Source organism: Clostridium beijerinckii (assembly GCF_018223745.1).
GTDB lineage: Bacteria > Bacillota > Clostridia > Clostridiales > Clostridiaceae > Clostridium > Clostridium beijerinckii.
On sequence record NZ_CP073653.1, the window covers coordinates 4,279,126 to 4,295,403 of the forward strand.

10 protein-coding genes are annotated in these 16,278 nt (G+C 31.1%); 6 read left to right on the forward strand and 4 right to left on the reverse strand.

Annotated features, from left to right (window positions below; genetic code table 11):
* Nucleotide 1: 1 nt before the first annotated feature.
* Nucleotides 2-2,323, reverse strand: a complete 2,322-nt coding sequence (locus tag KEC93_RS19435; RefSeq protein WP_238892919.1) for a PEP/pyruvate-binding domain-containing protein — start codon at nt 2,321-2,323, stop codon at nt 2-4.
* 287 nt (nt 2,324-2,610) lie between these two features.
* Nucleotides 2,611-3,063 carry a MarR family winged helix-turn-helix transcriptional regulator gene (locus KEC93_RS19440; RefSeq protein ID WP_077868446.1) on the reverse strand — a complete coding sequence of 151 codons (453 nt, stop codon included), beginning with the start codon at nt 3,061-3,063 and terminating at the stop codon, nt 2,611-2,613.
* Nucleotides 3,064-3,534: 471 nt separating this feature from the next.
* On the opposite strand from KEC93_RS19440, the gene KEC93_RS19445 reads away from it, so the two are divergent.
* The 4 genes from KEC93_RS19445 (at nt 3,535) to KEC93_RS19460 (ending at nt 8,264) form a co-directional block, all read left to right on the forward strand.
* Nucleotides 3,535-4,158 (forward strand): TetR/AcrR family transcriptional regulator, encoded by a 624-nt coding sequence (locus KEC93_RS19445; protein ID WP_077868445.1) that lies wholly within the window; start codon nt 3,535-3,537, stop codon nt 4,156-4,158.
* A 28-nt stretch (nt 4,159-4,186) separates the two neighbouring features.
* Complete coding sequence (locus KEC93_RS19450) at nt 4,187-6,544, forward strand: PEP/pyruvate-binding domain-containing protein (RefSeq protein ID WP_077868444.1); 2,358 nt, start codon at nt 4,187-4,189, stop codon at nt 6,542-6,544.
* A 186-nt stretch (nt 6,545-6,730) separates the two neighbouring features.
* Entirely contained in the window at nt 6,731-7,192 is a 462-nt protein-coding gene (locus KEC93_RS19455) for a MerR family transcriptional regulator (protein WP_077868443.1), read from the forward strand.
* 121 nt (nt 7,193-7,313) lie between these two features.
* Nucleotides 7,314-8,264 (forward strand): zinc-binding dehydrogenase, encoded by a 951-nt coding sequence (locus KEC93_RS19460; protein WP_077868442.1) that lies wholly within the window; start codon nt 7,314-7,316, stop codon nt 8,262-8,264.
* 327 nt (nt 8,265-8,591) lie between these two features.
* Here the strand turns inward: KEC93_RS19460 and KEC93_RS19465 are convergent, their stop codons facing one another.
* A complete protein-coding gene (locus KEC93_RS19465) occupies nt 8,592-9,467 on the reverse strand; it encodes a LysR substrate-binding domain-containing protein (RefSeq protein WP_012060028.1) in 876 nt (291 codons plus the stop codon).
* Between the two features lie 687 nt (nt 9,468-10,154).
* Between KEC93_RS19465 and KEC93_RS26605 the strand changes: the two genes are divergently transcribed.
* Together KEC93_RS26605 and KEC93_RS19475 are read left to right on the forward strand one after the other, a co-directional pair.
* Nucleotides 10,155-10,838 carry a sensor histidine kinase gene (locus tag KEC93_RS26605; protein WP_238892917.1) on the forward strand — a complete coding sequence of 228 codons (684 nt, stop codon included), beginning with the start codon at nt 10,155-10,157 and terminating at the stop codon, nt 10,836-10,838.
* 23 nt (nt 10,839-10,861) lie between these two features.
* Complete coding sequence (locus tag KEC93_RS19475; protein ID WP_077868440.1) at nt 10,862-11,521, forward strand: response regulator; 660 nt, start codon at nt 10,862-10,864, stop codon at nt 11,519-11,521.
* A 453-nt stretch (nt 11,522-11,974) separates the two neighbouring features.
* Here KEC93_RS19475 and KEC93_RS19480 read toward each other — a convergent pair whose 3' ends face one another.
* Nucleotides 11,975-16,144, reverse strand: a complete 4,170-nt coding sequence (locus KEC93_RS19480; protein ID WP_077868439.1) for a glycoside hydrolase family 3 protein — start codon at nt 16,142-16,144, stop codon at nt 11,975-11,977.
* Nucleotides 16,145-16,278: the final 134 nt, after the last annotated feature.

A 16,278-nucleotide genomic window follows, 5' to 3' on the forward strand; every position in this document is an offset into this window, starting at 1 on the left:
ATCATTTTTTCAATTTTTTAAATTCAGAAGGATTTCTTACTATGCATACTGAACCTTCATATACTCCACGACTTGCAGCACTTCCTTTAATTGAATTACAATCTTCGCTCTTATCTTGTTTAATTTTTTCCTTTGACTCAAATACTGGAATTGACCCTGTAGCTACTAACCAATGCACACCTTTTTCATGGGCCTCATAAACCTTATCAAAAGCTTTCTTTCTTTTATTTAATCTTTCTTCTATATTTAACTTGCCTTCTGCCACTGAATTAAGTTCCTCAAGAAAAATGAAAAATACATCTTCTGCATCATTAATATAATCTTTCTCAACTAAAAGGCTTCCTAGCTTTAAAGCCATTCTATGCAAACAACCTGCTATTTTTTCTAAGTAAAATACACTTTCCTCTCTGATTATTACCGTATACCTTATTCTCTCTAGAATTTTAGTAAACTTTCTATAATTATCATATTTTAGCCCTTTCTTTACTAAGTCTTTTGCAACTTTATAGGCTTCTTCCTGTTTCTTAAAACTTTCTTCCGAATCTAGTATAGAGGCATCGCATAATAATGCATCAATAATTTCATTTATCATTTCAGGTTTTTCACTCCATGTAGAAGGTGATATCATACGTCCAGCACCTATAGAAGGTCTATCCCCATATTCTTTCAAGAAATTCTCAATGGCATCTTTGAATGCTTGGCCACCTTTTCCATTCATGGCTGCTGTTTGTGCTATCTTTATCATTTCTTTGTTCTGAAGTGCAGTTCTAAAAGGCAAAGCTCTAAGAAGATTTTCTTTAACCTCTTCAAACATTTCCTTTCCTACAGCTTTTTTAATTAACTTATTAAACTTAAACTCAGTAATTCCACTAGGCATATCAATTAAAGAAAACCTTTTATAAACAAAATTCTCGTATTCTTTCAGCCCCTGTTTAATAAGTTTTATAAGCTTCTCTGAATCGTTTGTATTCTTTTTCGCAGTATCCATCCTCTTAATCCACTCATTAGCTTCTCTTGAAAAATCCTGCCATAGAATATTTGTATCTTTAAATAAACTATTGATTGCTGATTTAGGAGCTTTCCAAATTATAGATGGAGATATTGATGGTGCCTGATAACTTAGGGACACACATCCACTTTCTCTTTCTACTGGTATATTTTGCTCCTTAGGCATCTTAAATCCTGTTTCGGAGAAAGAAGTATATATCCCCTGATAAAAATGAGTAAAACATGCAAAATCCAAAGGAGTGTGTGGATATGGACTATGTTCCATTACACTTTGAAGACCAAAAGCTGCCCTTTTGCCTTGATAAATTATTTTATCCTCAGATTCAAGTATATTAAAATCCTCCCCCTCAGCATCCATTGTTGTAATTGGTCTTGCTTGGAGTAAATATATCTTACCTTCAGAAAGAGCCCATTCTGTATCTTTGGGACTACCATAATGTTTTTCAACAATCTCTGCTAGTTTTGTAAGCTGATTAAGTTCATTTGATCCTAGACAATAGGATTTTCTCTTTGAATCAGGTACTTTTTCTGTAACAATTCCGTTTTTAGTTAATTTAATATTAATCTCTTTAGAGCCAAGATTCTTTTCTTTTATGTCTCCCTTTTTGCTTAAAACAAATGAATCCGGAGTTATTAAACCACTAACAACTGCTTCACCAAGCCCATAGCCTGCACTTATTAATATTTCATCTCTCTTTCCATTTACAGGATTTGCAGTAAACATTACCCCAGCCGCCTCTGAATCTATCATTGCCTGAACTACAACTGCAAGATCCACCTTAAGATGCTCAAAATTCATACTTATTCTATAATTTATTGCCTGCGATGACCAAAGACTTGCCCAGCATTTTTTTACATGTTTAATGACATTTTCTTTTCCATAGATACCAAGATAAGTCTCATGCTGGCCTGCAAATGAAGCCGTTGGTAAATCTTCAGCCGTTGCACTTGATCGTACTGAAACTGACATCTTTTCACTTGCTCCCATTTTTTTATACAAACCGTCAAAAGCTATGTTTAGCTCCTTCTGAATCTCAAGAGGCATTTGAGCTTTTTCAATCCATGATGAGATATCTTTACTTGCCTCTGATATTTCATTAATATCTTGTCCCTTAATCTTTTCAAGCCTTTTTGTTATTCTCTCCTTAAGACCAGATCTTTCAAGATGAGCATCATATGCACTTGTTGTAACCACAAATCCAGGTGGTACAGGAAGTCCAGCATTTATTAATATTCCAAGGTTAGCTCCTTTTCCTCCTGCTTCAAGCAATGAATCTTTATTTAATTCTTTTAAAATTTTCATATATTTTGACATAATTATTTCTCCTATCTTAATAAATTTAATCCTACTGCTTATAATGTCTTAATTTAAAATATCTGATATCATATTTAATGATATATGTAGACTTCTACTTATTTTGTTAAATGAGAGTTAACTTAGGACTCTTTAAAGTATTTGCATAACTTAATTTATAAACAATTAATTTTTTCAAAGTTAGTTAATATATTTAATAGTAATAAAACAAAGCTTCATAGAAAATAAAAAATACGTAGACTTCTACATACTTATCTAAATAAAAAGCAGCAATTTGCTTTTTATTATTAATCAAACTCTTCATATAAATTTTTATAAGCTTTAATAAGTAGATCCAAAAAAACTTTTTTCTCCTCTTGTGACATGCCTTTTAATAACTGTTCCTCAGTTTCTTCAAAAACCTTTTCCATTTCTGTTAATATATTTTTTCCTTTTGCAGTAACTTGGATTTGAAAAGTACGCCCATCTGATATCCCAGCACTACGTATGATGCAACCTTTTCTAACTAATCCATTTAAAAGATTAGTTATAGATGAACCTTTTAAATTCATAACACTCTCTAAATTCTTGCGAGTTATCTCGTTTCCGTGCCTTATTTCTCTTTCAATAAGCTCCAACAATAAAGCTTGAGGTGAAGTAAGATCATATTCCTTTAATTTTTCGTCATTTGTATATCTCATCTTTTGAGCAATGCTCTTTATAAATAAATCATACGGGTATTCCCAGTTTCTATTCTTCATTATTTATCATCCTCACTTCAAATTAGGTAGACCTCTACTTAATAATATATACAATATATCTTATTGTCAATAAATTTAAATTTCAGTATCATTTTTATCATAGATTTAACCTATTCTTTTTAGTTGTTTAATGTTGCAAAAAATGAAAGAGGTAACTTTTAATAATAGAAAGAAATCTATTAACTAGAACTTATTTCTCTCCCAGTATCACTTCATCTTTTTAAATTCCCCTTAATACTAATTATATTATTAAGCAATAATACAATTTTTTTACTTTTAAGTATTAAATTTATTCATTGACCGCATTGGTCAATAGAGTTATAATCCTCTTAAATAATAAAAAGAATTATTTTTTTACTACTTAAATTACAATAATAATATTTTACTAAAGTAATGAGCATAACTTAATAGCACAAATATCTATATAAAATTCTTTATTAATCTTACATAGATCTGAAAGAAGGTAATACTGTGGTATCGAAATTTTTAAATTTAGATTCAGAAAAACAAAATCGTATCTTAAATGCAGCAATAAATGAATTTGCTGAGAAAGGTTATGAGAATGCCTCTACAAATGAGATTGTTAAAGAGGCTGGTATATCTAAAGGGTTATTATTTCACTATTTTAAAAATAAGAAGCAATTATTTTTATTTTTATATGATTATTGCATAGATGTTAGCATGACTGAATTTTACAAAAAGATTGATTTAAAGGAAAGAGATTTTTTCGTTAGGTTACGTCAAATCCATCTGATTAAAGCAGAATTATTGAATAAATATCCTAAAATTCTTAAATTCATTGAAGCTGTAAATATGGAAAAATCAAGTAATATAGAAAATGATTTAAATGTGATAAATAAAGAAGAATTAGAAAGCGCTTCAAAAAGAGTATTTGATGGTATAGATTTATCTAAATTTAGAGATGGCATAGATATAGAAAAGGCAATAAACGTTGTTATATGGTCCTTTCAAGGATTTAATACAAAAGTTCTGGAAGAGGCAAAGTCATCATCTTCAAAACAAATTAATTATGATAAGGCTTTTATTGAAGCAGAAGCCTATACAGAAATGCTTAAAAGTTGTTTTTATAAATAAGTATTAAGTTTTAAAAGGAGGTATTAAAATGTTAGATATGATCAAAAGCTTTAAAGAATTAACCCCTGAACTCCAATCACTTGCAGGTGGAAAAGGATGTATGTTATCAAAAATGTTTCAAGCAGGATATCCTGTTCCTGACGGATTTGTGATTTTACCATCAGCTTTTAAGGAGAATATTCTTAATCAGGATGCTTGGAATAAAATCAAACATTATTTGAAAGAAATTAGAAAAAATAATGAAAGTGTTTTATTTGCAGTAAGATCATCTGCTTTAAGTGAAGATTCTGCTCAAGCTTCTTTTGCAGGAGAATTTGAAACAGTTTTAAATGTTAAGACAGATGAAGAAATCCAAAGCGCAATATATGAAGTTTTTAGCTCAAGAGAATCAGAAAGAGTAAAAGCATACAGTTCAGTCCAAGGAATGGATCAATCTCATCAGATAGCGGTAGTAATTCAAATTATGATACAGTCTGAAATTTCAGGAGTATTATTTACTGCTGATCCAATTACAGGCAGTCACGAGAGCATGACCGGTAATTTTGTATTTGGATTAGGAGAACAGCTTGTATCAGGGGAAGCAAATGCATATCCATTTAATATTATGAGGCCCAAAAGAAAATATGAGGGCCCCCCTGAATTTAAGAAATATGCCTCAGAGTTATATAAATATGCATCTAAACTTGAAATAGAATATGGTACTCATCAAGATATTGAATGGGCAGTATCAAATGGAAAATTGTATATATTACAAGCAAGACCTATTACAACATTAATAACTGGTAATCCTGATACATATGAATGGAACGATACTTTGGATGGGGATTTCCTATGGACTAATACTAATGTTGGAGAAGCAATGTCTGATGTTTTCACTCCCCTAAGCTGGTCTATAATAAGGGCTTTAGATGAAGAACAAATGACTATTCCTGGATACTATTTATTTTCAGGCAACATTTGTGGAAGAGCATATACAAACATCAGTTATGCATTGTCTTTATACCCTGCCTTCGGCAAAGATATTAAGAGTCTAATAAAAACAATGAGTGAAGTCTTTGGTCAAATGCCTGAAGAAATAGAAATTCCTATTTATCCATTTTCAAAGCTAGGCTTGATAAAAGGGATGGCTCCAAAATTAAAGCATCGTTTAAAAAATATTATTAAAGCTTCTAAGGAAATTCCAGAGCATTTGAATGAATCTCCGAATTTGTGTAGAAGGATGACTGAAACTATTAAAGAAGTAAAGACAAAAGAAGAATTAATCGATCTATGGAAAACTGAAATTTTACCTTTTAATTTTAAGGCTTTGTGGATTGCACTTGCTGGTGGAAGAAAAATGGTCATAGCTAATAAATTAAAGGATGAGTTAATAAAAGTAGCAGGAATTGAAGATACAAATACACTTATGTCTAATTTTAGAGGAGATTCATCCCTCGAGAGCCTTGGACCTATTATTGGTATATCAAAGATTATAACTGGAGAAATGAATCGTGAAGAATACAGAATGAAATACGGACATCGTGGGCCACATGAGTTTGAATTATCCATACCTCATCCTGGAGAAGATGAAACTTGGCTTGAAAAGCAGATAGAAGAATTTAAGAATTCAAACACAGATGTAGAAAATCTTCTTAATAAACAACATGATCAATATGAAGAAGCTCTTAAAAGATTGAAAGAAAACTTCCCAAAAGAAGCTAATCATTTTGAAAAGAAAATTGTAAAGGTGGCTGAAGCAGCTCGTCTTAGAGAGTCTGTTCGTTCGGAATGGACTAGAGCCTTTAGAGTTAATCGTGCTTTTGCACTAAAGGCTGGGGAACTTACAGGCATAGGAAATGATATTTTTTTTCTTTACATCAATGAAGTTTTAGATTTGCTTTCAGGAAATGACTTCGCCGTAAATCATATTGCGGTTAGAAAGGGAAATTATGAAAAATATAAATCACTTCCACCATTACCATCAATTATTCGCGGAAGATTTGATCCCTTTAAATGGGTAAAAAATTCTAATAGAAGAGTTGATTACTATGATGAATCTATGCCTATTACTACACAAGATTCTGAAACTCTTAAAGGTTTTGCAGGAGCATCAGGAAAAATTGAAGGAGTTGTGCGTATTTTAACAAATCCTGAAGAAGGAGAAAACCTAAAAAAAGGCGAAATCTTAGTTGCGTCAACTACTAATGTTGGATGGACACCTCTTTTTCCTAAGGCTTCAGCAATAATTACTGACATTGGAGCACCATTATCCCATGCTGCTATAGTAGCCAGAGAGCTTGGTATTCCAGCTGTTGTTGGATGTGGCAATGCTACTACAAAGCTTAAAACCGGAGATAAAGTTATAGTTGACGGTGGTCATGGAGTGGTACAAATTTTAAATAGTTGATTAAAATAAATTTACTCTTCCCTATCAAGCTCAATGTTCCAAAATGACGCATTCGTCGGATTAAAAATACTTTGAAGCTCTGACCAATGGGAATGCGATTTGTAAAAAAAGACATGGTATAATATAAAAAATTACTTGCTATAGAGTTCACTCTATAGCTTATATTAAAGTTGGCAGGTGAAGAGAATGAGTTATTCAACAAAAGAAATTACAGAAAAACTTAATATGTCTAAACATACCCTTCGCTATTATGAAAAGGAAGGTCTACTAACTGAAATTGCACGCGACAAAAATGGAAACCGCGAATATAGTGATTTAAATTTGGAACAGTTAATAATGGTACGATGCATGAGAGCAACTGGTATGTCTATAAAATATATTAAAAACTATGTCAATATGTGTTTTGATGGATATTCGAGCGTACCATCTAGAAAAGAAATTTTATTATTGCAGCAAAAAATTTTAAAAGCCCAAAAGGAGGAAATAAATAAAAATCTAGGGATAATTGATTTAAAACTGCAATATTATGAAAATCTCGAAATTAATGGACCAGAAAAATATGATGACAGTATCTATAAAATACATTCTGATCTTTCTGCTAAAATGATGAAAATATTAGATAAAGAAACTGATACTCAAAGTAAATAATCTGCTTCAATGATAAGTTCTTATTTACATTGGTAAAAAGACAATTAATGTTTTATTTACTGTATGAACTTAAGTTGCAGTATATATTAAATACAATATTAAAAGAATGGATGTGTTTTTTATGAAATTAATGAAAGCAATTCAAGTAAGTAAACCTGGCTCAGCTTTTGAGTTAATACAAACGGAAATTTCAGAACCAACTAAAAATCAAGTAAGGATAAAAATTCTAGCTTGTGGTGTATGCCATGGAGATGCATTAGTAAAAGAAGGAGGTAATTATCCTGGGCTTTCATACCCTCGTATCCCTGGTCATGAAATTATAGGTGTTGTAGACAAGATTGGCTCAGATGTTACTGGTTATGAATTAGGACAACGTGTTGGTGTAGGCTGGCCTGCTGGTATAACATATGATGGAGGTTTCGCTGAATACATGGTAACTACTTCTTCTGAATTAGTAAGTATACCAGAAGAATTAAATGAAGTAGAAGGTGCACCTCTTCTTTGCGCTGGTGTGACTACTTTTGATGCTTTAAAAAATTCTGGTGCAAATCCTGGAGATGTAGTTGCAATACAAGGCGTTGGAGGCCTTGGTCATTTAGCTATCCAATATGCTAAGAATATGGGCTTTAAGACTGTTGCTATTTCAAGGGGATCAGATAAAAAAGAACTTGCTGAAAAATTAGGAGCTAACATATTTATAGCTACTGAAGAACAAGATGCAGCAAAGGAACTTCAAAAATTGGGGGGAGCTAAAGTTATCCTCATAACTGCTCCAAGCAGCAAGGCTGTATCAGAACTTTTAAGTGGTCTTGGATTTGATGGAAAAATAATAATTGTTGCTGGAATAAATGATCCGATTCAAATCTTTCCTAATCAATTATTGGTTGGAAGACAAAGTATACAAGGATGGTTAGCCACAGATGCTAATGCCAGAAAAGATACTATAAATTTTAGTATTCTAACAAATGTACACTCAATAGTTGAAACTTTTCCACTAGAACAAATAAATTCAGCGTATGAAAAAATGATGACTGCTAAGGTTCACTTTAGAGCTGTTTTAACTATGGAATAAAACCTTTAATCTATCTTCAGTGAAATTCACTATTTTTGATGTAATTATATGTACTCTAAAAATTTACTTCGTCGAAATTTATCTTAAATTATTAGCTTAAGCGAACCAAATAATTTTATAGGAATTTAATGTTTTATAATCAATATAACTGGAAAATAAATTTCCAGTTATATTTTTAAGCATTTCTAAAAATAGTGAAAATATCCGTCGAAGTTTGGAATCTTTAATAATACTCTAGCTTATAAAACATGTTCAATTTGTATAACTTCGTTATATTTTATAAATATTGTATTATAATATTTGTTTATCATATTTCTTCCTGGTAATTTAATAATTCATTACATAGTCTAAGAGCATTTTACTAGCCCCTGATAGAAAGTAATCTTTTCGATGTATAAAATTTATCTCCCATACAAAAGTTTCATCTGCAAAAGGGATCGCGCGAACATTAGGATAATTGATATCGATTACAACAAAGTCAATACTAATACCAAGTCCCTTATTAAGACGACTAAGTTTGTGAACAATGTGAATTTCAGTAGTACTAAAAACAATATTAGGTTGAAAATTAGCCTGTCTACATTTACTAATAAAATTATGATATATTTTAAAATTTTGATTTGTAATAATAAATCTTTCATCCTTTAAATCGTCGAAATTTATCTTACTCTTTTTAGAAAGTGGATTTTTTTCATTTATAAGAACACATGGATGTTGTGTTTTGACAACTTTCGAATGAAATTTTGATTTATTTATAGGACCAATTGTGAATGCTATATCTAAATCACCTTTTAAAACAGCTTCTTCACAATAATAATCTGGACCTTCATATATATCTAATTGAATTTGCGGATACGTTTTCTTAAAATCTGAAATCAAATCTGTAGATAATGCATCCAGTACTCCTAATGAAAAACCGACTGATAGTTTTTGCGACTCAAGATCATTCATTTGACTTATATCACTTAGAAACAAATCAAATTGATTTAAAATACTCATAGATTGCTGTTCTAAATATTCTCCGTACTTTGTCACTTCAACTCCATTAATCTTACGGTAGAATAATGGAACCTGTACATATTCTTCCAGGTTCTTAATAGCTCTGCTCAACCCTTGCTGAGTAATATAAAGATTTTTAGAAGCTTTTGAAAAACTTTTATCTTTGCATATTTGAACAAAATACCTTAGTAGCTTTACATCCATTTAGAATCCCCCATTTAATCAACAATTTCGCATTTGTATATAATATATTTGTAGAATATATTAGTAATTTACCCATAATTGAATTCTATATTTTAATTATGGGTAATAATAGTTACTTTAGTTACTGAGATTCATATTACTTTAGTCATATATTTTACATTAAAAATAATGGTATAATAAAACATATATTTATTATAAAATGGGTGATATTAAAAAATGCTAACATTTAGAAACTATCTTCTGATTATAAAGTCCATATTATTTTTATCAATATTAACAGATATCTACATCCGGTATAAAAACTCTCTTTTAATTATGATTTTATTATTTGTTTTTGCAACTATAATTATAACTAATGATTATCTTAGAAATATAAGATTTAAAGATCATACTAAATATGTACATATATCACTATTTTTTAGTCTATGCACTAGTTCAATACTAATCTTTACTATAGATGGGATTAGTACTTATTTTTATTATTACTCTTTTTTATTTGAGATTTTTCAGTTTAAAAGAAATATGTTAAAATTCTTTATCCCAATACATGTATTACTTTTGTCTTTCTACGCTATTGGTTTGAAATCTTATAATCTTAATTCAATTAGTTATTTTTTAATTTTCATTCTTGGTCTTTTATCTTATTTAAGCATTTTTGGAATGCTTTACAATAAAAGAAAACTTGAGATGGAATCAAAAGAAGTAAAACAGCTTAACGAAAAGTTAAGATTAGCTAATGTAAAACTTCAAGAGTGCTCTTTAGAAATAGAAGAAGTTGCTATTTCTAAAGAGAGAACTAGAGTTTCTCATGAACTACATGATTCATTAGGCCATTCCCTCGTCGCTTTAGTTATGCATCTGGAATTTGCTAAGAATATCTGTACTACTAACCCTTTAAAATTAGAAGAAATATTAGCGCAATCTGAAAAAATAGCAAGAGCAGGTATTAATGATTTAAGGAAAACAGTTGATTTGCTCAAGTCAGAACCTGAAGTACAGGATTTAAATGCATCACTAGAACAACTAATTAATAATTTTTATTTATTTAGTAACCTAAAAATTACTTACACTAAAAGTACAGATATTGAAAGCTTAAATCCGATTTTAAAAACTTCAATATACAAAACAATACAAGAGTCTATAACTAATAGCTTGAAGCATGGTAATGCAACAAAAATTAATATAGAAATCATAAAAAATATCGATAATGTAAAAGTTATCATTACTGATAATGGTATAGGTTGCGACAATGTACTTAAATCAAATGGACTAAATGGAATTGAAAATAGAATAAATTCCTTAGGGGGTGAAATATCCTATTTTAGCCATAACAACTTAGGATTTGGTATAAAACTCTTTATTCCAATATAGGAGAAATGGGGTAATTATTAAATATGATAAATGTTGTATTAGTTGATGATCAACAAATTGTACGAGAGGGTCTAAAAATTATTTTAAGTTTAGATAATGAAATAAACATTCTAAAAGAGGCAGAAAACGGAAAACAATTGCTAAAAATTCTCCAAGAAATACAGCCGGATATAATCCTTATGGATATTAGAATGCCATTTATGAATGGTGTTGAGGCTACTAAAATTGTTAAGGAAAAGTATAACAATATAAAGGTAATAATATTAACTACTTTTAATGAAGATGAATATGTATTACAAGGGATTAGGAATGGTGCTGATGGATACATACTTAAAGATGCAAGATCACATGATATAATTAAAGCCATAAAGGCGGCTTACAACGGTGATATCCTTCTTGATCCTGCAGTAACTACAAAATTAATTAGAGCTTTTAATTCAATGTCTATTGACAAGCAAAATCCTAGGATAATCAATAAACAAAAAAAGAAATTAGAACTGCTTACCCAAAGAGAAATGGACGTTGCTAAACTTGTTGCCCAAGGCAATAGTAACAAGGATATTTGCCATACTCTATTTCTAACAGAAGGTACAGTTAAGAACTATTTAACAAATATATTCGAGAAGTTAGAATTAAGTAGCAGAACTGAATTGGCATTATTTATTAATCAAATAGAGCCGTGAAAATAATAGCATATTTAAATTTAATATAAAAAAGCATATAGTCTTTTCTTTTATATATCAAAATAAAGTAGGTTCATAGAATATTAATTTTTGTGAACCTACTTTATTTTAATATATCTTAACATTATGATTCTTTTATCAATATTTCTCTCTTAAATATTATATTCTTATTAAACCTCTAACTTCTTTCCAAAATCCACACTAAAAACCACGATAAATATTATATTCAATTAATTCTGGACATATCGATCAATAAATGACTATAAAATTCCTTAGTGCTTACTACTCACCATACGTATGATGACTTGTATTTTTATTTCTATCATTCTTTAATTAATTAAATATTTATTATCTAATTAACATAACATTTCAATGCAGTCTGTATTAAAAATAGGTTCATCATGTAGGGAATTCCCCACAAAATGAACCTATTTAAAAAATATTATTTTATTTCTAAGAAATCCATGAACCACTGCTATCTATTGTATAACCATCTATTACTGTATCAACTGCCATCTCTCCATTAGTATTTAAGTAATACCATTTTTCATTAGCATCTTTTAACCAGCCTGTCTTCATTGATCCATTATTATCTAGGTAATACCAATTTCCATCAATATCCTTTAGCCAGCCTGTTTTCATAGATCCATTATCACTTAGATAATACCACTTTCCATCAGTATCCTTAAACCATCCTGTAGTCATAGCACCATTATTATTTAAGTAATACCATGATCCATCAGCATCTTTAAGCCATCCTGTTTGCATATTTCCAGATTGATCCAAATGATACCAGCTGTTACCATCCTGTACCCATCCAGTAGCTTTTTCACCATTTGAGTTTACAAATGACCAAGTACCATCTAAATTTTTACTCCATTTATTTTTAGCTGTTGTATCATTGGAGTTTGCATTGTTTGAATTAGAAGTTGTTGATGTATCACCACTAGTGCTATATGAACCGCTGCTATGGTGGTGTGACGAGCTACCACTTGACCCATTATTTCCTGATCCATTTTCATCTTTTGTGATTTCACCTTTATCAAATGTCATATAATTCTTAAGATCATTATATTTTTCTGTATAGGATTTAGCCTTTACACCTTTATCTTTATACATTTTTTCAAATTGAGTTGATTGCATGATTATATTTAATACATTCATAGCAGATTTTTGAAGATCTCCTAAGTAAATTGTATTATTATCTACGTATTTTCCATAATAAGTAACAATCCTATCACGAGAAGTATCAGTCATTGGATCTAAAGTAACTTCTACTGCTGCATCTGTAGTTGTCGCTATCTCTGCCGGATGTATTATCTCTGGTTGTTCCTCTGTTGGCTGTGTTGTTGTATCACCAATTGGTGCCGTTTCATCTCCTACTGGCGATGTTGTTGTATCGCCTGTTGATGCTGTTTCATCTCCTGCTGGCGATGTTGTTGTATCATCTGTTGATGCCGTTTCGTCTCCTGCTGGCGATGTTGTTGTATTATCCGTTGATGCCGTTTCGTCTCCTGCTGGCGATGTTGTTGTATCATCTGTTGATGCTGTTTCATCTCCTGCTGGCGATGTTGTTGTATCATCTGTTGATGCTGCTGTATTTAATAACGCTTGTACGTTATCAAACGAAGTTTCTATTGTTGTTTCGGCATCACTTTTAGCAAATTCCACACTTGCCTTTCCGTCGTTAATCATTTCAATAACCTTGTCATTTAAAGGTATTCCTTTCTTAACTATAGTAGATATAGTTGTATCTCCATCTGAGCTTGGAGTAAAGTCATTCCATTGTTCCACAGAAGTTCCTTTTCCATAATAATCATATACTGTTTTACTAGCCACATATCCATCTTCATTAAATGCAGGTATATAATCAGATACTGCTTTTATTATAGCGTCTTGAGTAGCTCCTGGCATAATTAAATCATTACCTGAATGCATAGATTCATCAGGTTTTGCTTTTGAATACCAATCAGTCATTACAACTCCATCAAATTTCCATTCACCACGTGCAATATCTGTTACTAAATCATAGTTTGCTCCTGCAAATACTCCATTTATCTTGTTGAAAGCTGTCATAATCGACATAGGTTGTCCGCCTTTGATTGCCATTTCAAACCCTTTTAAGTAAATTTCTCGTAAAGCCCTTTCTGAAATTGTTTCATTTACAAGATTTCTGTTGTTCTCTTGATTATTAGCAGCGAAGTGTTTTATTGTTACACCAATACCTGGATGAGATTGTACACCTTTTGTAGCCGCTAATCCCATAGTACCTGTTATAAATGGATCTTCTGAATAATATTCAAAATTACGTCCACAAAAAGGATCTCTATGGATATTCATACCTGGAGCAAGCCAAAGAGTGACTCCAAATTCAACCATTTCGTCTCCTATTGCATTATGAACTTCTTCCATAAGATCAAGATCCCAAGTCTGAGCTAATAACGTACCAATCGGCCAAGCTGTAGCATATTGATACCATGTCTTCCCATCTTTATCATATTGCTTTGTAAGACGAAGTCCTGCTGGTCCATCTGCTAAAACAATATTAGGAATCCCATCAGTTTCATAATAGTCTCCTGTAGTTTCCCCTGCCCCACCTGCAACAGCATTTGATTGTGCTCCAACAACTGGTGTTTGTGATACAGCTGTCCCGATACCGTTAACTATGTTAGCCAACTTTTCAGTCGATAAACCAGCAACAAATTGTTCCATAGTTATATCTTTATTATAAACATCATATAATGTAGCATCTTTTTTCACATCAATATTTTCTCTTATTTCCTTATATGAAGGAGTTTCTATATTGTCAACACTATTTTTTAGAGTCTTATTTTCCATAATACTTTTACTTTGAGTTTCATCGCTATTACTTACATCAAATATAGCAGCTCCATTATCATCATATTTAAATGCGGACGTATCGTCTACATTATCTACATATAAAAACTTCTCTATATTCATATCATTGGAAACATTATCTAATGTGCTATTCTTATTCTCATCAATTGTTTCATCAGTTTCTACATCCTTATAATTAGCGGCCGCATCTGTTGTTGTCTCCTTTTTACCAGCATCATTTGCAATATAAGTTGTAACTGTTTCATCATCATATTTAGATTCATTATTACCGTCAATTAGATCTAATGCCTGTGAATATAATTGGATTTTTTGTGCATTTGCTATTTCATTGCCTTCTTCTGCATATGAATAAGGTGTAACTCCTTTATCTGATAAAGCTTGTACGCTCTTATCGGTCTTCATTTGATTGCTAAGCTGTTCTGTAGTTACAGTTTCATCTAATGTTAAAACAGCTCCCACATGTGTATTTCTTGAGCTATTCCCTACGCGGATAATGTAGTTACCTTTTTCCATAATATATGCAGCATCATCTTCGCTATAAGAAGACATCTCTGATGTATCATAACTTATTGTAATTGTTTGGCTTTGCCCTGGTGCTAACAAGTCTGTCTTACCATAACCAGCTAATTCTTGATATGGCTTATCTAATTTTCCGCTAGGTGCTGAGAAATATACTTGCGCAACTTCTTTTCCTGAATAATTTCCAGTATTTTTAACGTTTACTTTTACAGTAACATGCTTTTCATCAGCTTCTACAGATACTACATTCATATTAAAAGTTGTATATGATAATCCATATCCAAACTCATAAGCAGGCTTTACATTAAAGCTATCAAAATAACGATATCCAACATAAATATCTTCTTTATAATCTTCTTGATCAGTGTTCTTATCATTGCTGCTGAAAGTTTTAGAAGATGGGTAATCACTATAGTTTTCAGCCCATGTATCTGTAAGTTTTCCTGAAGGAGTTACTTCACCATCTAATACCTTCACTGCTGCCGTACCACTTTCCATTCCTGCTTGAGACATTAGAAGAACTGAGTCTAACTCTGGAATTTCTCTTGCAAATTTTGTATCGATAATGCCCCCAACGTTTAATAATACAATGCTATTTTTAAAAGATTCAGCCATCTTCTTAATATTTGCATATTCTTCATCAGTTAAATAATAATCTCCCTTCTTCCCAGTTCTATCAGTTCCCTCACCAGACATTCTGCTTATAACATAAATTGCAGTATCCGCATTAGAAGAAGCTTCTATATCATCGTCTGTTAAATTATAATCTGGCAAATTATATGGTGCCAAGTAATCTTTATACGGATTATTTTTATTTTTTTCATTCCAATCTGCTTGACCTTGATCAAAAGTTTTTTGATAATTATCTAACCATTGAGAGCTTGTTATATTATATCCTGCTTTTTCAAGTGCATCCGCTACACTTACATCATATCTCTCGTTTACATTTCCAGCACCTGCACCACCTTTTAGAGTTTTAATAGCTCCACCTCCAAATAAGGCTACATTCCCCTTTGATACTATTGGTAGTGCATTATTTTTGTTTTGTAATAGCACCATTCCCTCTGTTGCTGCTTTCATTGAAAGATTAGCATTTTTCTTTTCCCTCTCTGTAACTGCATTTGAAGTTGTAGCCCCATAAGCTGAAGTATACGCTGACACAAAAGATGTAACACAAGTTGTAACAAACATTGTACATGCTACTGCACTTGCCGTTAATTTACTTAATATAAGTTTTCTTTTCATTAATATTTCCCCCTATTATATTTGATATGATATTACATTATGTAATTAGAAATCATAGCCTTCGAATGACGAAATCTATTATTCAATACATTGTTAAAAGCCTCTTATTATTCAAATTTAATCCTTTACAGGTT

Excerpts from the sequence above, each read along its gene's own strand:
- KEC93_RS19480 (WP_077868439.1), bottom strand. The coding sequence starts at position 16,144 with ATGAAAAGAAAACTTATATTAAGTAAATTAACGGCAAGTGCAGTAGCA.
- KEC93_RS19475 (WP_077868440.1), top strand. The coding sequence starts at position 10,862 with ATGATAAATGTTGTATTAGTTGATGATCAACAAATTGTACGAGAGGGT.
- KEC93_RS26605 (WP_238892917.1), top strand. The coding sequence starts at position 10,155 with ATGGAATCAAAAGAAGTAAAACAGCTTAACGAAAAGTTAAGATTAGCT.
- KEC93_RS19465 (WP_012060028.1), bottom strand. The coding sequence starts at position 9,467 with ATGGATGTAAAGCTACTAAGGTATTTTGTTCAAATATGCAAAGATAAA.
- KEC93_RS19435 (WP_238892919.1), bottom strand. The coding sequence starts at position 2,323 with ATGTCAAAATATATGAAAATTTTAAAAGAATTAAATAAAGATTCATTG.
- KEC93_RS19460 (WP_077868442.1), top strand. The coding sequence starts at position 7,314 with ATGAAATTAATGAAAGCAATTCAAGTAAGTAAACCTGGCTCAGCTTTT.
- KEC93_RS19440 (WP_077868446.1), bottom strand. The coding sequence starts at position 3,063 with ATGAAGAATAGAAACTGGGAATACCCGTATGATTTATTTATAAAGAGC.
- KEC93_RS19450 (WP_077868444.1), top strand. The coding sequence starts at position 4,187 with ATGTTAGATATGATCAAAAGCTTTAAAGAATTAACCCCTGAACTCCAA.
- KEC93_RS19455 (WP_077868443.1), top strand. The coding sequence starts at position 6,731 with ATGAGTTATTCAACAAAAGAAATTACAGAAAAACTTAATATGTCTAAA.